Origin of the sequence: Methylovorus mays (assembly GCF_020531915.1) — a bacterium.
GTDB lineage: Bacteria > Pseudomonadota > Gammaproteobacteria > Burkholderiales > Methylophilaceae > Methylovorus > Methylovorus mays.
Genome location: NZ_JAJAVG010000003.1, coordinates 182,276 through 200,861 on the forward strand (window position 1 = coordinate 182,276; position 18,586 = coordinate 200,861).

General features: G+C 56.0%; 19 protein-coding genes. 13 read left to right on the forward strand and 6 right to left on the reverse strand.

The window, feature by feature from the left end:
• Positions 1–33: 33 nt before the first annotated feature.
• Positions 34–1,368 carry an Nramp family divalent metal transporter gene (locus tag LG203_RS01445; protein ID WP_230344171.1) on the forward strand — a complete coding sequence of 445 codons (1,335 nt, stop codon included), beginning with the start codon at positions 34–36 and terminating at the stop codon, positions 1,366–1,368.
• On the opposite strand, the gene LG203_RS01450 is transcribed toward LG203_RS01445, so the two are convergent.
• Positions 1,365–2,096, reverse strand: a complete 732-nt coding sequence (locus LG203_RS01450) for a 16S rRNA (uracil(1498)-N(3))-methyltransferase (RefSeq protein ID WP_230344172.1) — start codon at positions 2,094–2,096, stop codon at positions 1,365–1,367. The genes LG203_RS01445 and LG203_RS01450 overlap by 4 nt on opposite strands.
• A 171-nt stretch (positions 2,097–2,267) precedes the next feature.
• On the opposite strand from LG203_RS01450, the gene LG203_RS01455 reads away from it, so the two are divergent.
• The 11 genes from LG203_RS01455 to ppa all read left to right on the forward strand — a co-directional run bounded on the left by LG203_RS01455 (position 2,268) and on the right by ppa (position 14,002).
• Complete coding sequence (locus tag LG203_RS01455) at positions 2,268–2,819, forward strand: thioredoxin family protein (protein ID WP_230344173.1); 552 nt, start codon at positions 2,268–2,270, stop codon at positions 2,817–2,819.
• A 55-nt stretch (positions 2,820–2,874) separates the two neighbouring features.
• A complete protein-coding gene (locus LG203_RS01460; RefSeq protein WP_230344174.1) occupies positions 2,875–3,870 on the forward strand; it encodes a GGDEF domain-containing protein in 996 nt (331 codons plus the stop codon).
• Positions 3,871–4,070: 200 nt separating this feature from the next.
• A complete protein-coding gene (gene tkt, locus LG203_RS01465; RefSeq protein WP_230344175.1) occupies positions 4,071–6,056 on the forward strand; it encodes a transketolase in 1,986 nt (661 codons plus the stop codon).
• Between the two features lie 74 nt (positions 6,057–6,130).
• Positions 6,131–7,129, forward strand: a complete 999-nt coding sequence (gene gap / locus LG203_RS01470; protein WP_230344176.1) for a type I glyceraldehyde-3-phosphate dehydrogenase — start codon at positions 6,131–6,133, stop codon at positions 7,127–7,129.
• A gap of 10 nt (positions 7,130–7,139) precedes the next feature.
• Positions 7,140–8,321, forward strand: coding sequence for a phosphoglycerate kinase (locus tag LG203_RS01475; RefSeq protein WP_230344177.1), 1,182 nt, complete (start codon positions 7,140–7,142; stop codon positions 8,319–8,321).
• Between the two features lie 131 nt (positions 8,322–8,452).
• Entirely contained in the window at positions 8,453–9,889 is a 1,437-nt protein-coding gene (pyk, locus tag LG203_RS01480; protein ID WP_230344178.1) for a pyruvate kinase, read from the forward strand.
• A gap of 9 nt (positions 9,890–9,898) precedes the next feature.
• Positions 9,899–10,975 (forward strand): class II fructose-bisphosphate aldolase, encoded by a 1,077-nt coding sequence (gene fba / locus LG203_RS01485; RefSeq protein ID WP_230344179.1) that lies wholly within the window; start codon positions 9,899–9,901, stop codon positions 10,973–10,975.
• Positions 10,976–11,142: 167 nt separating this feature from the next.
• Positions 11,143–11,556: a phosphate-starvation-inducible protein PsiE gene (locus tag LG203_RS01490; protein WP_230344180.1), complete on the forward strand. Its 414-nt coding sequence runs from the start codon at positions 11,143–11,145 to the stop codon at positions 11,554–11,556.
• Positions 11,557–11,618: 62 nt separating this feature from the next.
• Positions 11,619–12,518: a phosphoribosylaminoimidazolesuccinocarboxamide synthase gene (locus tag LG203_RS01495; protein WP_230344181.1), complete on the forward strand. Its 900-nt coding sequence runs from the start codon at positions 11,619–11,621 to the stop codon at positions 12,516–12,518.
• Between the two features lie 59 nt (positions 12,519–12,577).
• Entirely contained in the window at positions 12,578–13,432 is an 855-nt protein-coding gene (locus LG203_RS01505; protein WP_328486282.1) for a carbonic anhydrase, read from the forward strand.
• 42 nt (positions 13,433–13,474) lie between these two features.
• Positions 13,475–14,002, forward strand: coding sequence for an inorganic diphosphatase (ppa, locus tag LG203_RS01510; RefSeq protein WP_230344182.1), 528 nt, complete (start codon positions 13,475–13,477; stop codon positions 14,000–14,002).
• A 78-nt stretch (positions 14,003–14,080) separates the two neighbouring features.
• Here the strand turns inward: ppa and LG203_RS01515 are convergent, their stop codons facing one another.
• Genes LG203_RS01515 through LG203_RS01535 form a run of 5 tightly spaced genes read right to left on the reverse strand, consistent with a single transcriptional unit; the run spans position 14,081 to position 17,618 of the window.
• Positions 14,081–14,740, reverse strand: coding sequence for a uracil-DNA glycosylase (locus LG203_RS01515; protein WP_230344183.1), 660 nt, complete (start codon positions 14,738–14,740; stop codon positions 14,081–14,083).
• 34 nt (positions 14,741–14,774) lie between these two features.
• Positions 14,775–15,587, reverse strand: a complete 813-nt coding sequence (locus tag LG203_RS01520) for an ABC transporter permease (RefSeq protein WP_230344184.1) — start codon at positions 15,585–15,587, stop codon at positions 14,775–14,777.
• Positions 15,584–16,336 carry an ABC transporter ATP-binding protein gene (locus LG203_RS01525; RefSeq protein ID WP_230344185.1) on the reverse strand — a complete coding sequence of 251 codons (753 nt, stop codon included), beginning with the start codon at positions 16,334–16,336 and terminating at the stop codon, positions 15,584–15,586. Before LG203_RS01525 ends, LG203_RS01520 begins: the two co-directional genes overlap by 4 nt.
• A gap of 13 nt (positions 16,337–16,349) precedes the next feature.
• Positions 16,350–17,141 carry a sulfite exporter TauE/SafE family protein gene (locus LG203_RS01530; RefSeq protein WP_230344186.1) on the reverse strand — a complete coding sequence of 264 codons (792 nt, stop codon included), beginning with the start codon at positions 17,139–17,141 and terminating at the stop codon, positions 16,350–16,352.
• 54 nt (positions 17,142–17,195) lie between these two features.
• A complete protein-coding gene (locus LG203_RS01535; RefSeq protein ID WP_013441323.1) occupies positions 17,196–17,618 on the reverse strand; it encodes a DUF721 domain-containing protein in 423 nt (140 codons plus the stop codon).
• A gap of 27 nt (positions 17,619–17,645) precedes the next feature.
• On the opposite strand from LG203_RS01535, the gene LG203_RS01540 reads away from it, so the two are divergent.
• Complete coding sequence (locus tag LG203_RS01540; RefSeq protein ID WP_230344187.1) at positions 17,646–18,524, forward strand: M23 family metallopeptidase; 879 nt, start codon at positions 17,646–17,648, stop codon at positions 18,522–18,524.
• Positions 18,525–18,586: the final 62 nt, after the last annotated feature.

Consider the following 18,586-nt stretch of genomic DNA (forward strand, 5'->3'; position numbering starts at 1 on the left):
CTTCATTTCAATAACATCAATATCGGTGGCTTCATGATCAGATCCCTGCTTGCCCGGCTGCCTCGCACAGCAACAGCGCCTTTTTGTCCGTCCGAAGTTCGTGGCACTGTTCAACTGGCCCCTGGGCTGCCATTCTGGAAAAAGCTGCTGAAATTTGCCGGCCCCGGTCTTCTGATTGCCGTGGGGTATATGGATCCGGGTAATTGGGCAACCGATATCGAGGCGGGTTCCAAATATGGCTATGCGCTGCTTTTCGTGATTTTAAGCTCCAGCCTGATCGCCATTTTCCTGCAGGGTTTGTGCATACGCCTGGGCATTGCCAGCCGCCGCGATCTGGCGCGGCTGTGTCGTGATCATTACAGCCGCCCGGTCAATCTTACGTTATGGGCCATGGCGGAGCTGGCGATTATTGCCTGCGATCTCGCGGAAGTGCTGGGCGCGGCACTGGCGCTGCATCTGCTATTTGGCTGCTCGATTCTGACGGGGGTGGTGTTGACCGCCTTTGATACGCTGATCGTGCTTGGCCTTAAGGGTAAAGGCTTTCGTCAGGTGGAGGCGATTGTGCTGGGGCTGATCATGACCATCAGCTTGTGCTTTGTGGTGCAGCTCTGGCTGGTGGGGCCGGATTTTGCTGCGGCTGCCGCGGGCCTGGTGCCATCGGGTGCCGCCTTGCACGATGCAGAGGCCCTTTACCTCGCCATCGGTATTTTGGGGGCGACGGTGATGCCGCATAACCTCTACCTGCATACCTCCATCGTGCAAACGCGCGTGGTGAGCGATCACCCGGCTGACAAGCGCGAGGCCATCCAGCTTTCTACGATTGATACCGTGGTGTCGCTCAGCCTGGCCTTTTTCGTCAATGCGGCGATTCTGGTGCTGGCAGCCGCGGCTTTTCACGCCAACGGTCACAGCGACGTGGCAGATATTCAGGATGCCCACCAGTTGCTGAGCCCGGTGGTGGGCACGGCTGCCGCGGGCGTCCTGTTTGGTCTGGCTTTGCTGGCGGCTGGGCAAAGCTCTACGTTGACTGGCACGATCGCGGGTCAGGTGATCATGGAGGGGTTTCTTAACCTTAAGATTCCCTGCTGGCAACGCCGTCTGATTACCCGGGGTCTGGCATTGATTCCGGCGTTCATCGGAGTTTCGTTGTGGGGTGAAGGTGCGGTGGGTAAGCTGCTGGTGCTTAGTCAGGTGGTACTGAGCTTTCAGCTGCCATTTGCCATCTACCCATTGATGCGGCTCGCCAGCAATCGCAAGGTGATGGGGGAATTTGCCATTGGCTGGGTGAGCCAGGCGCTGGCGTGGTTTCTGTTCCTGATGATTTCCATGCTGAATGCCTGGCTGGTATTCCGATTTTTTGTGGCTTAAAAATCGCCCCATAGCGTATGGATGGCGGCAAGCGCAGCAAGTGCCGCAGTTTCCGTGCGCAGGATGCGCGGGCCCAGCTGTACTCCGGTAAAGCCTTGTGAGCCGGCCATGGCAATCTCCTCGCTGGTCAGTCCGCCCTCGGGGCCAATCAGCAGGCATATGGGCCCCTGTGGAATCGGAAGGTCTTGCAGGCGGGTGCTTGCCAGCGGATCCAGGGTGATGCGGGTGGCAAATGGTGGGGCGTTTGACAGCCATTTTGCCAACGATGTTGCTTGCCCCACCTTGGGCAGAAAGGCGCGGCCCGATTGCTCGCAAGCCGAGATGGCGACGTTTTGCCAATGCTCGCGACGCTTGTCCGCCCGGTCGCCGTTGAGCTTCACCACGCTCCGTTGGCAACTGATGGGCTGAATAGCGTGGATGCCCAGTTCTACCGATTTCTGTATCGTGAAGTCCATGCGATCACCCGCTGAAATGCCTTGCGCCAGCGTAATCTTGAGGGTGGACTCATTGCCGACCGTGGCAGCTTGCCCGGTTTTGACAATGACCTCGTTTTTGCGGATGGTTTCGATTACGGCGCTGTAGTCATGGCCATCGCCATTAAACAAACGCAGGGAATCGCCAGCTTGCAGGCGCAGCACCTTGACTGCATGGTTGGCTGCGGTGGCGGGCAGGGAAATGGAGCTGTTGCTGGTCAAGGGCACGTCAGAGAAAAAGCGGGGGCTGGACATAAGAGCCTAAGTGAATGTTAGTATTGCAGATTATTTTAAAAGATCAGCTTGCTGACGGCGAATTTTTATCTGATCGCCACGCGGCATTTTCCTGCAGGGCAGGAAGGCGCAACGCTCAGGCAGGCACGGCAAAGCACTCGCACTAAAGCAAAACAGGAGCAGTTGGTACAAATGGCAAGCGTAAATCCCCCGGTATGTGACTTCGGCTGGAAGGCACCTGACTTCAGTCTGCCTGACGTGAATGGGCGAATCTGGACCTTGGCCGATATTCGTGGTGAGCGTGGCACACTTGTCATGTTTATCTGCAATCATTGTCCGTATGTGCAATCCATACGCCAGCGGCTGGTGAATGATGTGCGTGAACTGCAGGCGCAGGGTATCAATACGATTGCCATACAGTCCAATGATATCGTTGCTTACCCGGAGGATGGTCTGGATCGTATGCGGCAAGTTGCTGCTGAGTACGGTTTTTGCTTTCCATACGTTATTGATGAGACTCAGGATGTAGCCCGCGCTTATGGGGCAGTGTGTACGCCTGATTTCTTTGGCTTTAATGCCGATCTCGAACTGCAGTATCGCGGTCGTTTTGATGCATCGCGCAAGGAGCTTGCACCAGAGAGTAGCAGGGATTTATACCGCGCCATGGCGCAAATTGCGGCCACTGGTCAGGGGCCACGTGAACAAATTGCCAGTATAGGCTGCTCACTCAAGTGGAAAGAGTGAGTCATTTGAATAAAGCTTGAGCTTGTATATTCCTTCATTAATTACTGAGTCTGCATTGTACTCGCCCACCATTCAAGGGGTGTTAGCCAAGCTGATAGCGCTTACCAGCGAACGCGATGTCAACGCGCTGGAGATTTCGCTCGCCCATGCATTGTTTGAGCTGGTGGCACCGGGTGCCGTCGCCATATACAAGCTTGAGGATGCGCAAACCAAGAAATTTGCCCTTACCGTAATGGAGGGTGCGGATATCCCTAGCGCGCAAATTCCTGCAGATTTGCAGCAGATGCTGGAGCAGTGCGTCGCGACGGGCCAGCGTCAGCAATATGTGCGGCAAGATGGCGAAACTGTCACCCTATATCCTGTCTCCTGTGCCAAAAACAAGCCGCTGGCGGTTATCGGCGTTACCGCACCTGAAGTGGCTGGTTTTGATCAGATCACTGGCATGTTGCTGCAGGTGTATCAGAATTTCATCGCGCTGATTAATGATAACGAGCAGGACACCCTCACCGGCTTGCTCAATCGCAAGACCTTCGAGCACAAGGTCAACAAGGTGGTAACGCGCGTGCAACATCGGCATCAGCGCGAGGATGATGCACTGGGCCTGCATTTTTATATGGCCATCTTTGATATTGACCATTTCAAACAGGTGAACGACCAGTATGGGCATCTGCTGGGGGATGAAGTGCTCTTGCTATTTGCGCAGCAAATGACGTACAGCCTGCGCGATCACGATCTGCTGTTCCGCTTTGGGGGCGAAGAGTTTGTCGCCATTTTTGAATGTCATGACCAGGACGAAATGCAGATGGTGCTCGATCGCTTCCGCGAACGGGTTGCCGAATTCGAGTTTCCGCAGGTGGGCCGCATCACCGTGAGTGCCGGGTATACCGAAATCATGGCTTACGATGTGTCTTCGCATATCATCGATCGGGCGGATGTGGCTTTGTATTATGCCAAGCATCACGGCCGTAACCGGGTTTGCAATTATGAACGGCTGGTGGAGGAAGGTGCTCTGGAAAACAAGCGAAACGAAGGGGGAGTAGAGCTTTTCTAGTCCTTTTGATTAAACGGCGGTATTGCTCAAAAGTGGGTTCTAAGGAATAATTAGGCACTGAACGCGTACCGCAGCAACAACGTTATATAGCGTTACATTCCCTGCATCAGGGGATTTCCAAAAGAATTTGAGGTAAGGCTTCTAGCCGGCTGAAACGGCCGGGTAGATGCCTTTTTTCTCTTTAACCGTGGGAGATTTTAATGGCAACTCGTGTAGATTTAGCAAACGCCATCCGTGCGCTTTCGATGGACGCCGTCCAGAAAGCCAACTCGGGGCACCCAGGCGCGCCTATGGGTATGGCGGAAATTGCAGAAGTAGTATGGAACCACAACCTGAGCCACAACCCGACCAATCCTCAATGGGCTAACCGCGATCGCTTCGTGCTGTCCAATGGTCACGGCTCCATGCTGATTTACTCCCTGCTGCACCTGACTGGTTACGATGTTTCCATCGACGACATCAAGACATTCCGTCAATTGCATTCCAAGTGTGCAGGTCACCCTGAATACAGCTACGCTCCTGGCGTAGAAACCACCACTGGTCCTCTGGGTCAGGGTATTGCCAACGGCGTTGGTTTTGCCATGGCCGAAAAGCTGCTGGCCAACCAGTTTAACAAGCCAGGCCACGACATCGTTGACCACTACACCTACGTGTTCCTGGGCGACGGCTGTATGATGGAAGGCGTTTCCCACGAAGCTTGTGCACTGGCCGGTACCTGGGGTCTGGGCAAACTGATGGCATTCTGGGATGACAATGGCATCTCCATCGACGGTCATATCGAAGGCTGGTACACCGACGACACCGCCAAGCGTTTCGAAGCTTACGGCTGGCACGTTCAATCTGTTGACGGCCATGACTCTGCTGCGATCCAGGCTGCGATCGATGCTGCCAAGAAAGTAACCGACAAGCCATCCCTGATCTGCTGCAAGACCATCATCGGCAAGGGTTCTCCAAACAAGTCCGGCAGCCATGACTGCCACGGTTCCGCACTGGGTGACGCTGAAGTGGCTGCCACTCGCGCCAACATCGGCTGGAACCACGAGCCATTCGTCATCCCTGCAGACGTATACGCAGGCTGGGATGCCAAGGCCAAGGGTGCTGCTGCCGAGTCTGCATGGGACGCCAAGTTCGATGCATACGCCAAGGCTTTCCCTGCAGAAGCTGCTGAATTCAAGCGCCGCATGGCAAATGAACTGCCAGCAAACTGGAAGGAAGCGACCACCAAGATGATCGCCGACTTCAACGAAAAAGCAGAAGGCGTAGCCAGCCGCAAGGCATCACAAAACGTGATCGGCGAACTGGCTAAAGTCCTGCCAGAATTCCTCGGCGGTTCCGCTGACTTGACCGGCTCCAACCTGACCAGCACTGGCAGTTTCGTGCATGTGGATGGCAAGAAGCCAGGTAACTACATCTCCTACGGTGTACGTGAATTCGGTATGGCTGCGATCATGAACGGTATGGCACTGCACGGTGGCTTGCTGCCATTCGGCGGTACTTTCCACATGTTCTCCGACTACATGAAGAACGGCATGCGTATGTCCGCGCTGATGAAGCAACGTGTTGTTTACGTGCTGACTCACGACTCTATCGGTCAAGGCGAAGACGGCCCAACCCACCAACCAGTGGAAAACACTTCCGGTCTGCGTTACATCCCACGCATGAACGTATGGCGTCCTGCTGATGCGACAGAAACTGCTGTGGCATGGGTGGCTGCTGTTGAGCGTACCGATGGTCCAACCAGCCTGGTGCTGAGCCGTCAGAATCTGCCTGGCATCAAGCACGATGCTGCGCAAATTGACCTGATCCGCAAGGGGGGTTATGTATTCTCCGACGTGGCTGGCAAGGCTGATGTGATCATCATCGCCAACGGTTCAGAACTGGATCTGGCCATCAAGGCTGCTGCTGAGCTGAATGCGGCTGGTACCAAGGTGCGCGTGGTTTCCATGCCATCCACCAACGTATTCGATGCACAAGACCAGGCTTACAAGGACAGCGTGCTGACCCCAGGCGTGAAGCGTGTTGCAGTGGAAGCTGCGCACCCTGACTTCTGGCGCAAGTATGTTGGTCTGGAAGGTGCTGTGGTCGGTATCGACACCTTCGGCGAGTCCGCTCCAGGCGGCGTGCTGATGAAGCACTTCGGTTTCACGGTTGAAAATGTTGTGAAAACCGTAAAATCCGTACTGTAATAGTGTGTAGTTAAGTCAAAGGGAGCCAGTCTAGTGTTGGCTCCCTTTTTCTTTATCAGGGAAAGGGAAGACAAATGGCAATCAGGGTTGGTATCAATGGATTTGGCCGCATTGGCCGTATGGTGTTTCGTGCAGCATCCCAGCATTTCACCGATATTGAAGTAGTCGCGATCAATGACCTGCTTGAGCCGGACTATCTGGCTTATATGCTGAAGCATGATTCCGTGCACGGTAAATTCAAGGGTGATGTCGCCGTCGAGGGCCATCATCTGGTGGTGAACGGCAAGACAATCCGCCTGACCGCCGAAAAGGACCCGGCCAACCTCAAGTGGGATGAGGCGGGCGTGGATATCGTGATCGAATGTACTGGCTTCTTCCTGACCAAGGAAACCTGCCAGAAGCATATCGATGCGGGTGCCAAAAAAGTGGTGCAATCGGCTCCTTCCAAGGACGATACCCCCATGTTTGTCTATGGTGTTAACCACGCCAGCTACCAGGGCGAAGCGATTGTATCGGCGGCCTCCTGCACGACCAATGGTCTGGCACCGGTAGCCAAGGTGTTGAACGATGCCTTCGGCATCAAGCGCGGCCTGATGACCACGGTGCACGCTGCCACCGCAACGCAGAAAACCGTCGACGGCCCATCCAACAAGGATTGGCGCGGTGGTCGCGGCATTCTGGAAAACATCATTCCTTCGTCCACCGGCGCTGCCAAGGCCGTGGGCAAGGTGATTCCTGCCTTGAACAAAAAGCTGACTGGCATGGCCTTCCGTGTGCCAACCTCGGATGTATCCGTGGTCGACCTGACCGTAGAACTGGAAAAAGAAACCAGCTACGAGCAAATCTGCGCCGCGATGAAAGCCGCTGCTGAAGGCGAACTAAAAGGCGTGCTGGGCTATACCGAAGAAAAAGTGGTGTCCACTGATTTCCGTGGTGAAACCTGTCCATCCGTATTTGATGCCGATGCTGGCATTCAGCTTGATCCGACCTTTGTCAAAGTCGTGGCCTGGTACGACAACGAATACGGCTACACCTGCAACCTGATGCGCCTGGTGCAGCACGTCGCTAAATAAGGAGCTGGGCATGAAAGTCATCAAAATGACCGATCTGGACCTCAAGGGTAAAAAGGTCCTGATTCGTTCTGATCTCAATGTGCCGGTCAAGGACGGCAAAGTGACCTCGGATGCCCGTATTACCGCATCCATGGCCACCATCGAGCACGCGCTGCAGGCAGGCGCCAAGGTCATGGTGACGTCTCATCTGGGGCGTCCGGAAGAGGGCGTGTATTCCGAAGAGAACTCGCTCAAGCCGGTTGCTGATGTCATTGCTGCCAAGCTTGGTAAGCCTGTGCGCCTGATCAAGGACTGGATGGATGGTGGTTTTGAGGTGGCTGACGGTGAACTGGTGCTGCTGGAAAACTGTCGCTTTAACAAGGGCGAGAAGAAGAATCTCGATGAAACGTCACAAAAATACGCCAAGCTGTGCGATGTATTTGTGATGGATGCCTTTGGTACTGCGCACCGGGCAGAAGCTTCCACGCACGGGGTTGCCAAGTTTGCGCCAGTGGCCGCTGCCGGCATTCTGCTGGTAGAGGAACTGGATGCGCTGGGCAAAGCCCTGCTCTGTCCGGCCCGGCCCATGGTGGCGATTGTCGGCGGTTCCAAAGTGTCGACCAAACTGACGGTGCTGGAAAGCCTGGCTGAAAAGGTCGACCAACTGGTTGTTGGCGGTGGCATTGCCAACACCTTCCTCAAGGCCACCGGACATGAAGTCGGCAAGTCCTTGTGCGAAGATGATCTGGTGCCCACAGCCAAGGCGCTGATCGACAAAATGTCCGCACGTGGTGCAGCCGTGCCGATTGCCGTGGATGTGGTCGTCGGCAAGCAATTCGATGCCAACGAGCCTGCGGTGCTGAAAGACGCGAGTGACGTGGCCGCAGACGAGATGATTTTTGATATTGGCCCGAAATCTGCTGAGGAATTGGCGGAGATCATCATGAATGCTGCCACCGTGGTCTGGAATGGCCCGGTAGGGGTGTTTGAGTTTGATCAGTTTGGTGAAGGGACCAAACGTATCGCGGAAGCCATTGCCCAGACTAAGGCGTTTACTCTGGCGGGTGGCGGCGACACGATTGCCGCGATTCAGAAGTATGATATCTATGACAAGGTGTCCTATATTTCAACGGCGGGTGGCGCTTTCCTGGAGTTTCTGGAAGGCAAACCGCTACCAGCAGTCGAAATCCTGGAGGCACGCGCACGCGGTTAAGCAGTTATTGCGCGGGTATTCAGCAAAAGGGGCGCTCGCGCCCCTTTTTTTATGGGCGGCCGTTATTTGTAATCTGGTTTCAGGTGGCAGTGTTTGCGGTCCGCAGACGATGACCACTTCAGGAGGTAGCAATGGAATTACGCAGAACCAAGATCGTGGCGACGCTGGGGCCCGCATCCAGTGAGCGTGACGTGCTGGAACGCATGCTGGATGCCGGTGTGGATGTCGTGCGGCTGAATTTTTCACATGGGCAGGCGACGGACCATATTGCCCGGGCGGAACTGGTGCGGGAGCTGGCGCGGGCGCGACGGCGCTCGGTGGGCGTGTTATGCGATTTGCAAGGCCCCAAAATTCGTATTGGCAAGTTTGCCGATGGCAAGATACTACTGCGTCCCGGCGACAGCTTCATTCTGGATGCAGATTGCCCCTTGGGCGATCAATCGCGTGTCGGACTCGATTACAAAACCCTGCCACAGGAAGTGGTGACCGGTACCGTGCTGCTGCTGGACGATGGCCGTATCGTGCTTACCGTGGATTCGGTTGAGGGTAGTGCCGTCTATTGCACGGTCAAGGTGGGTGGCCTGCTATCCAATAACAAAGGCATTAACCGCTTGGGCGGCGGCTTGGCGGCCGAAGCGCTCACGGAAAAAGACCGCGAGGATATCAAGACCGCTGCCGCCCTGAGCGCCGACTATATCGCCATCTCGTTTCCACGCAGCGGGGCGGACGTCGAACTGGCGCGACAATTGGTGCAGGCGGCAGGCGGCCATGCCCATATCGTCGCCAAGATCGAACGGGCAGAAGCGATACCTGCGCTGGAGGAGATTGTGGATGCGGCCGACGTCATCATGGTGGCACGGGGAGATCTGGGGGTGGAAGTGGGCGATGCCGTGGTGCCCGGTTTGCAGAAACGCATGATCCGGCTGGCCCGTGCCAAGAACAAGCTGGTGATTACCGCCACGCAGATGATGGAATCCATGATCCTCAACCCCATCCCAACCCGGGCGGAGGTGTCGGATGTGGCGAATGCCGTGCTGGATGGTACCGATGCAGTGATGCTCTCGGCGGAAACCGCGGCCGGTCAGTTTCCGGTGGAAGCCGTGTCGGCCATGCACCGCGTGTGCAAGGAGGCCGAGAAAGAATACTACGACGACAGCGTGCGTCGCCTGGGACGCGATACCTTTGATGAAATCGATGAAGCGATTGCCATGGCCACCAGCTACAGCGCGCGGCATTTCAACGTCAAGGCGATAGCCGCACTGACGCAATCGGGCAAGTCGGCCATCTGGTTATCGCGCGCCAACAACAATGTGCCCATCTATGCGTTGACGCCAGAGCAAAACACGCGGCGCAAGCTGACGTTATGCCGTGGGGTCTACCCGTATCGCATGGAGGTGGGCAGTCATGATATTGACCGTATCCTGTTTGATGCAGAAGAAGAGCTGGTATCGCGGGGCGTGGTGACCAACGGGGATTATATTTTGCTGACCTTTGGCCAGCCTATCGGCAAGGCTGGCAGCACCAATACCATGAAACTTGTCCAAGTAGGGGAACATCGCCAAAGTTAGGAGTTTGCCATGGCACTCATTACTCTCAGGCAGGCACTGGATCACGCAGCCGAATACGGCTACGCCCTGCCTGCGTTCAACGTCAATAACCTGGAACAGATACAGGCGGTCATGCAGGCTGCCGATGCGGTGGATAGCCCGGTCATCCTGCAAGCCAGCGCGGGGGCACGTAAATACGCAGGCGAGATATTCCTGCAGCACCTGGTGTTGGCCGCCATTGAAACCTACCCGCATATTCCCGTGGTCATGCATCAGGATCATGGCGCCTCGGCGGATGTTTGCGTGCAGGCCATACGGCTGGGCTTTTCCAGCGTGATGATGGATGGCTCACTGCGTGAAGACGCCTCTACCCCTGCGGATTTTGCCTACAACGTGGAAGTGACGCGTCGGGTAGTGGATATTGCCCACGCCGTTGGTGTGTCCGTGGAGGGCGAGCTCGGGGTGCTGGGTTCGCTGGAGACCGGCATGGCAGGCGAGGAGGATGGTGTGGGTGCCGAAGGCCACCTGGACCACAGCCAGCTACTTACCGATCCGGAAGAGGCCGCCGATTTTGTACGATTTACCAATGTGGATGCCTTGGCGATTGCCATTGGTACTTCGCATGGCGCTTATAAATTCAGTCGGCCGCCCAGCGGCGATATCCTCGCCATCGAGCGCATACGTGACATTCATGCCCGCTTGCCCAACACCCATCTTGTCATGCACGGTTCATCCTCGGTGCCGCAGGAGTGGCTGCAACTGATCAATGCCCATGGTGGCGATATCCCTGAAACCTACGGTGTACCGGTGGATGAAATTGTGCAGGGCATACGGCATGGCGTGCGCAAGGTGAATATTGATACTGATCTGCGCATGGCGTTTATTGGGTCAGCCCGCGAATTTTTGCATGGCGGACAGCACAATCGCGAGCTTGATCCGCGCAAGTTGCTGACGGCTGCCACGCAGGGCATGGCCAGCATTTGCCGGGCGCGTTTCGAGGCATTTGGCTCGGCCGGGCAGGCGTCGCGGATACGGCCTGTGGCATGCGCCGAGATGGCCCGCCGCTATCGGCAAGGCGAGTTGACCGCGTTGGTGCAGCCTCGCTAGGGGATTGTGATTGTTGCGTAAGTGCTTGCTTATCTGCATATCGTGCGGGTGTGGTTGTAAGGTAAAATAGCGCTCAGGCCAGCATGCCGGGATTCACCTTGTGAGTCTGAGGCAGCCGTTCATGGCAAAAAGACAATATCAAGTAAAAAACCTTGGGGAGCGCCAGCATGAGACCAAATAAATTTAGCAGCCTTGGCCAGTATGGCCTGGGCATTGTTGAGCAGATTGTATTGATTGTGATCGCGCTGGCGACGGTGGTCGCTACCTACCAGCAGATCGCCCATATCTGGCAGGCCTGGGCAGTCACAGTGGGCGATTTGCTTCTGCTGTTCCTCTACCTGGAAGTCATGACCATGCTCAACCATTACCTGGGTTCGGGCAAGCTGCCAGTACGTTATCCGCTCTACATCGGCATTATTGCCCTGGCGCGCTATCTGGTACTGGATATCAAGGAGCTGGATGCCTGGCGTATTTTTGCTGTGTCGGCCTCCATCCTGCTGATCGCCATGGCGATTTTGCTGGTGCGTTACGGCCACGTGCGCTTCCCATATACCGATGGCACGGATCTGCAATCCAAATAGCGCCGTGATTCAGATAACCGTGCCACAGACCGCATTAACGCATATTGATTAAGGAATCCGTTTTGACAGCACCTCTCATGCGATCCAGCATTCACAGCCTGCCTCTGATCAACCAGGGCAAGGTCAGGGATATTTACGACATCGACGACAAAACTATGCTGCTGGTGACGACTGATCGCCTGTCAGCTTTCGATGTGATTTTGCCAACACCGATTCAGGACAAGGGTGCCGTGCTGACCCAGATTGCCAATTTCTGGTTTGATAAGCTGGGACATATCGTGCCCAATCACCTGACCGGCATTGCGCCTGAAAGCGTGGTGTCAGATCCTGCGGAAAAAGCCCAGCTGGCGCGGCGTGCCCTGGTGGTCAAAAAGCTGAAGCCGCTGCCGATCGAAGCCATTGTCCGCGGCTATCTGGTGGGTTCTGGCTGGAAAGAATACAAAGCCTCGGGCACCGTATGCGGCATCGCCCTGCCAGCAGGTTTGCAAGAAGCTTCGCCATTGCCACAGCCCTTGTTCACCCCATCCAGCAAAGCAGAGATGGGCGACCATGACGAAAATATCACGCTGGAAAAATGCGCCCAGCTGCTGGGCAAAGCGCTGGCCGAAAAAGTGGCCCGCATCAGTATTCAGCTCTATACCGAAGCCGCTGCCTATGCGCTGACACGCGGCATCATCATCGCCGACACCAAGTTTGAGTTTGGCCTCGATGCCGCTGGTGAGCTTTATCTGATTGATGAAGCGCTCACGCCGGATTCCTCGCGTTTCTGGCCAGCCGAGCAATACGCGGTTGGCAGCAACCCTCCCAGCTTTGACAAGCAATATGTGCGCGACTGGCTGGAATCCACTGGCTGGAACAAAGTTGCCCCCGGCCCTGAACTGCCCGCCGAAGTTGCGCAGAAAACCGCGGACAAATACCGCGAAGCCTATCGCAAGTTGACGGGCCACGAGTTGTCCAGCTGAAACAGAAGCTGAAACAGCTCGCCAGCACGCTGAAGACCGAGTTTCAGGTCTACAAGCGGGTGCTGGCGCATCCACAGACGCCGCTGGCAGCCAAGGCATTGCTGTGGCTGGCCTTGGCGTATCTGGTCATGCCATTTGACCTGATACCTGATTTTATTCCCGTTATCGGCCAACTGGATGAGCTGATCATCATTCCCGGCCTGGTATATCTGGCGCTACGCATGATCCCATCCTGGGTGGTTGAGGAGTGCCGGGCACAATTGAAGAAAGAGACCTGCATGACTGATTTTCAGAAGTTGATCGATGGTTATCGTCGTTTTCACGACAACTACTTCGTCACGGACGAGCAGCAATTGTTTGCCGAACTGAGCCAGGGGCAAAAGCCCAGCACGCTGGTGATTGCCTGTTCAGATTCCCGGGTGGATCCGGCCATCGTGCTGGATTGCAAACCTGGCGATTTGTTCGTGGTGCGTAACGTAGCGAATCTGGTTCCTCCCTACGAGAAGGGGGGCGGCTACCACGGCGTAAGTGCGGCGCTGGAGTTTGGCGTCTGCGCGCTGGAAGTCCAGCACATCATCGTGCTGGGGCATCGCCAGTGCGGCGGTATCAAGGCCTTGTTTGAGGGCATTCCTGAAGGCATGGAAGGCGAATTCATCAAGCCCTGGGTCGGTATGGCCAAGCGGGCGGCTGACCGCGTGAATGCCGAGCATGGGCATGAGACGGCAGATGACAAGCTGTGTGCCTGCGAGATGGCGGGTATCGTTGTCTCGCTGGAAAACCTGCAAACATTCCCGTTCATCCGCTCCCGTGTTGAACAGGGGCTCATCAAGCTGCATGGCTGGTATTTCGACATCATTAACGGCGAAATGAAAGCCTACGATGCTGATCAGCTCAAATTCGAGACGCTGGTTTAAAATAACAACTGAATCACCCTATTTTTGATAAAGGATCAAGTAATGTCACTGAACAATGTGCCAGCAGGCAAGGATATCCCCAACGATTTCAACGTCATCATCGAAATCCCGATGCGCGGCGAGCCGATCAAGTTTGAAGTGGATAAAGAATCCGGCGCGGTTTTTGTGGATCGTTTCATGGGCACCTCCATGCACTATCCCTGTAACTATGGCTATATTCCCCATACCCTGGCAGAAGATGGTGACCCGACCGATGTGCTGGTGATTACCCCTATTCCTTTGCAGCCCGGTGTGGTGATTCGTTGCCGCCCGATTGGCATGCTGACCATGGAAGACGACGGTGGCGTGGATGCCAAGGTGCTGGCCGTGCCTGTCGATAAGGTGTGCCCGCAGTACAAGGATGTGAAAAGCTATCAGGATATCCCTGAGTTCCAGTTGGCACCTATCTCCCACTTCTTTGAGCACTACAAGGATCTGGAAAAAGGCAAATGGGTCAAGGTTGGCGGCTGGGTTGGCACCGATGAAGCCAAGGCGGAAATCCTGGCCAGCGTGGCACGCTACAGCAAGTAATCTCTGCTTAAGCTTTCAATAAAAAACGGCGCATAAGGCGCCGTTTTTTATTGTCCGCGAGGCATGTGTCAGGCTGGCTTACCAGTGTATGGGCGTTTGCCCCCAGTCGGCCAGCACAGCGTTGGTCTGGCTGAATGGCCGGCTGCCAAAAAATCCGCGATGTGCGGAAAGCGGCGAGGGGTGAACGGATTCGATGATGCGGTGCTGCGGGGCGATCAGGGATTTATGGCGTTGCGCGTGACTGCCCCATAGGATAAACACCAGGGGCTGCTCACGCTGGCCGAGCCATGTCATCAACCGTTCAGTAAAGGCATGCCAGTAGGACGCATGTGCGCCAGCTTCACCGCCGCGCGTCGTCAGCGAGGCATTCAGCAGCAGCACATCCTGCTTGCTCCAGTTGCTGAGGTTGCCGCCCTCAATATGCGGCTCGCCAATATCGCTCGCCAGTTCCTTGAGGATATTGCGCAGTGACGGCGGCGGGCGCACACCTTCGGGCACCGAAAACGCCAGCCCATGCGCCTGCTGTATGCCATGGTCCTCCCCGTGATAGGGATCCTGGCCCAGAATGACGACGCGTGTCTCTTGCGGGTTGACTGCTCGTAATGCCTCAAACCACAGGCCGGGCCGAGGCCGTATATCGGTTTCGTCGCGCAGCTGCTCGCGAATACTGGCGTACTGCTGTGCCAGTTCTGGTAACAACTCGGCCCAGGCGGACGGGATGGTTTCAGGGGAATGCATGAGGACTCCGGCAGGACGGGTGGAGGGCTGGCGCTTATTCGCCGATTTGCAGCAGCAATCCGCGGCGGCGAGCGGCGCGGAAATAGCCCAGAAAGGCGGCGATGCCACCACCCAGATACAGAATGTTCAACAGCATGGCATTGACCAGATAATGCATATTGAAGGTACCTTGCAATAGCAGCTCGCGCATGCCTTCAAACACGTGGCTGGCAGGCAACGCCCAGGCTACCGGCTGCAGCCAGTGCGGCAAGGTAGACACAGGGTAGTAAATCGCACACAAGGGCTGAATGGCAAACACGGCAATCCAGGCCACACTTTCGGCACCCAGGCCGTAGCGCAAGACGATGCCGGACACCAGCAAACCCACGGCCCAGCCCATGGCGATCAGGTTGAAAAAGAAGGCGATGAGCGGCAACCCCATATCAAAGATGTTGTAATGGAACAGCGGAATGGCGACCAGCGCCGCGCCACCAATGCCGATCAGGGTGCGGATCAGGCTCATGACGATTAGCGCCGAGACCATTTCATAAGGACGCAGGGGACTGACAAAGAGATGCCCCAGGTTGCGCGACCACATCTCTTCCATGAATACCAGGGCAATGCCGAGTTGACTGCGAAACAGCACATCCCACAGCAGCACGGCAGAGAGCAGAATGCCGGCTGCCTGCGCTACGTAATGGCTGTTTTCCTTGAGGAACAGGGTGATGAAGCCCCACAGGATCATCTGCACCGTAGGCCAGTAGACCATTTCCAGCACGCGCGGCCAGGAAGTGCGCATCAGATAAAGATGGCGCAGCACAATGGCGCCGATGCGGCGCGGTGAATAATGGATGTCTTGTTTGCTCATTGTGGGGCGCGGTCCCGTGCGATATCGATAAAGACCTCTTCCATGGAGGTGCGGCCGTAGCGTGCCAGCAAGGCGTCGGGCGAACCGGTGTCGACGACTTTGCCTGCGCGCAGCATGATCACATCGCTGCACATGCGCTCGACTTCGGTCATGTTGTGCGATGCGAGCAATATGCTGGCGCCGGTGCGTTGCTGATATTGCTCCAGATGCGTGCGGATGGCGTCGGCCGTGTCCGGGTCCAGCGAGGCCGTCGGCTCATCCAGCAGCAGGACTTCCGGCTCGTTGATCAACGACTTTGCCAAGGAAACGCGGGTTTTCTGTCCTGCGGAGAGTTTGCCGTAAGGCCGATCCAGGAGTTGGCTGAGGTTGAGATCTTCTGCCAGTTTGGCAATGCGTTGCTTCAGTGCGGGCAGGCGATAGAGATGCCCGAAGACCGTGAGGTTTTGCCGCACGGTAAGGCGCTGTGGCAAGTCGACATAAGGCGATGAAAAATTCATGCGATGTAACAGGCGGTGCCGGTGCTTCAGCATGTCTTCGCCCAATATGCGGATATTGCCACTGCTGGGGAGCAGCAATCCCAGCAGCATGGCGATGGTGGTCGTTTTTCCTGCGCCATTGCCGCCGAGCAATGCCGTGGTCACTCCCCGCCGAGCGGTGAAATCCAGGCCATTAATCGCGGTGACCTGATCGAAGTGCTTGTACAGGCTGCTGACTTCAATCACGGTATCCTTGCTGGTATCAAGGCTCATGCTGCATCCCCGCTCATATGACTTTCCACAGCATGTTGAGTCCGAGTGCCAGCAGCAGGCAGGCGAACAGGCGGCGCAGAATCGGCGTCGGCAAGCGATGTGCCAGGGCCGCGCCCCAGGGAGCGGTGATAATGCTGGCCAGTGCTATCCCCGCCAGCGCAGGCAGGTAAATGAAGCCCAGGCTGTTGGTGGGCAAGCCGGACACGTTCCAGCCCGTGTAGATATAGCCTATGGTCCCCGCCATGGCGATAGGCAGGCCGATGGCAGCAGAGGTGCCAATGGCGCGTTTCAAGGGGATGTTGCAATAGTGCAGATAGGGGACGGATACCGTGCCGCCACCGATGCCCACCAGGCTGGAGATAAAGCCGATGACGATACCCATGACCCCATTCAGCCAAGGGCCAGGGGCACGTCGGGCCTGATTTGGGGTTAGTTTGAATAACATCTGGCATGCTACCGCCGTGAGGAATATTGCAAAAATCGCTTGAAGGGCATGGCTGTGTATCTGCGCGACCAGCAGGCTGCCAATCAAGGTGCCAAGCACGATAGTGGGTGCCAGTTGCTTGACCAGGGGGAAATCCACATTGTCCTTGCGATGATGGGCTCGTGCTGATGACAGCGACGTAAACACAATGCTGGCGAGCGAAGTGCCCAGCGCCATGTGCATGATATGACTCTCGGGGAACCCCAGGCCTGCAAACAGATAAGCGAGGATGGATACAATGACTACGCCGCCACCTATGCCGAAAAGGCCAGACAGCACGCCGGTTGCAGCACCTGCTGCCAGATAGTACAAAAATTCCATAGTCTGATCAGAGCTTGCGTTAAGAGATTAGTTTCAGAAGGGGGAGGGGCAGGCTTATTTTTCTGCCCGGCTGATCAGTCGGCTCAGCGCTTCCCCCAGCGGGGAACCTTTGAGTTTCTGTGCCAGATCATCCAGGTTTTCTGCGGCTTGCGCGCTCAATGTACGCAGTATTTTGGGTGTTTCACGCGTGCCAGATTGCACTTGCACTTCCACCCGAATTGAAGTAACTTCAACCCCTTGCTTTTGCAGCCCACTGATTAAAGTTGGCAATAAAAGCTTCAGTCTTGCCGCAATTGCGCCGTTATGGGCATACACGGTCAAGCGCTTGTGCTTGATGACACCGGGTTGCGTATAGCGCGCCAGCTGAGCAGGCACCACGGCATTCCAGGCGTTTTTAGAGGCAGTCAAACTGTCCGACAAGCTGGTCAATGCTTCGAGATTGGCATTATCTTTGAATAACGCGTTCAGCTTGCGCATGCCGATGGGCTCTCAAAGGGGAATTGCGTGAATATCATTATTGTCTCTGACACAATGGCAAAACCCAGGGTTCTCACTCTGGGGCAAGTCGTACTATTTCTGGCGCTTTTGATAGCAGGCATAGCCCTGCTCACATCCCTGCTTATTCTGCCACAGGCAGATGGCAAGCACCATGGCGTCAAGGCGCTTATTCCCGCCGCCTTGCACCTTGTTTCCCCCAATACACAAGAACACATTGATGCCCTGGCCATGCAGCTTGGTGAATTGCAGGCGCGCATGATGCGACTGGATGCGACCAGCGAGCGACTTTCCGGCATGGCGGGTATCTCGCCATCCACTCCTGTAGACGCGCAGCCCGAACCTGGGCGCGGCGGCCCCGAAGTGCGCGCGTATGGACTGGATGTCCCGCAATTGCAGGGGAAGATATCCGAACTCTTGTTCGAGATGGAACGCAAGCAGGACCAGTTAAGCGCGATTGAAGCCTTCATGATGCAGCAGAACCTGCAGAAAAGTGCTTTTCCCAATGGTCATCCCGTGAATGGCGCGTATAACTCTTCAAGTTACGGCTGGCGCCTGGACCCCTTCAGCGGCAAGATGGCCTTTCATGAAGGGCTGGATTTTACATCCGAAGTAGGAACCCCTATATACGCGGCTGCCGGGGGCATTGTGACGACGTCAGAGCTGACGCCCGATTATGGTAAAATCGTCAAGATTGACCATGGTGCAGGTTTGGAAACACGGTATGCCCATGCCTCCGAATTGCTGGTAAAGGTGGGTGACCGGGTTGAAAAAGGCCAAATGATCGCCAGAGTAGGTACTACCGGACGTTCTACAGGTGCCCATCTGCATTTTGAGGTGCGCCTGAATGGCGCTCCGTTGGACCCAAGGAAATATTTGCTGAATTAAGTCGTCCATCATGGGTGGATGCGCGTTGTTGCTGGCATTGTTACATATCCAGAAACTGTTTA

Excerpts from the sequence above, each read along its gene's own strand:
- LG203_RS01455 (WP_230344173.1), top strand. The coding sequence starts at position 2,268 with ATGGCAAGCGTAAATCCCCCGGTATGTGACTTCGGCTGGAAGGCACCT.
- LG203_RS01445 (WP_230344171.1), top strand. The coding sequence starts at position 34 with ATGATCAGATCCCTGCTTGCCCGGCTGCCTCGCACAGCAACAGCGCCT.
- LG203_RS01450 (WP_230344172.1), bottom strand. The coding sequence starts at position 2,096 with ATGTCCAGCCCCCGCTTTTTCTCTGACGTGCCCTTGACCAGCAACAGC.
- LG203_RS01525 (WP_230344185.1), bottom strand. The coding sequence starts at position 16,336 with ATGAGCCTTGATACCAGCAAGGATACCGTGATTGAAGTCAGCAGCCTG.
- fba (WP_230344179.1), top strand. The coding sequence starts at position 9,899 with ATGGCACTCATTACTCTCAGGCAGGCACTGGATCACGCAGCCGAATAC.
- LG203_RS01535 (WP_013441323.1), bottom strand. The coding sequence starts at position 17,618 with ATGCGCAAGCTGAACGCGTTATTCAAAGATAATGCCAATCTCGAAGCA.
- LG203_RS01520 (WP_230344184.1), bottom strand. The coding sequence starts at position 15,587 with ATGAGCAAACAAGACATCCATTATTCACCGCGCCGCATCGGCGCCATT.
- LG203_RS01530 (WP_230344186.1), bottom strand. The coding sequence starts at position 17,141 with ATGGAATTTTTGTACTATCTGGCAGCAGGTGCTGCAACCGGCGTGCTG.
- LG203_RS01490 (WP_230344180.1), top strand. The coding sequence starts at position 11,143 with ATGAGACCAAATAAATTTAGCAGCCTTGGCCAGTATGGCCTGGGCATT.
- LG203_RS01475 (WP_230344177.1), top strand. The coding sequence starts at position 7,140 with ATGAAAGTCATCAAAATGACCGATCTGGACCTCAAGGGTAAAAAGGTC.
- LG203_RS01515 (WP_230344183.1), bottom strand. The coding sequence starts at position 14,740 with ATGCATTCCCCTGAAACCATCCCGTCCGCCTGGGCCGAGTTGTTACCA.
- gap (WP_230344176.1), top strand. The coding sequence starts at position 6,131 with ATGGCAATCAGGGTTGGTATCAATGGATTTGGCCGCATTGGCCGTATG.
- tkt (WP_230344175.1), top strand. The coding sequence starts at position 4,071 with ATGGCAACTCGTGTAGATTTAGCAAACGCCATCCGTGCGCTTTCGATG.
- pyk (WP_230344178.1), top strand. The coding sequence starts at position 8,453 with ATGGAATTACGCAGAACCAAGATCGTGGCGACGCTGGGGCCCGCATCC.
- ppa (WP_230344182.1), top strand. The coding sequence starts at position 13,475 with ATGTCACTGAACAATGTGCCAGCAGGCAAGGATATCCCCAACGATTTC.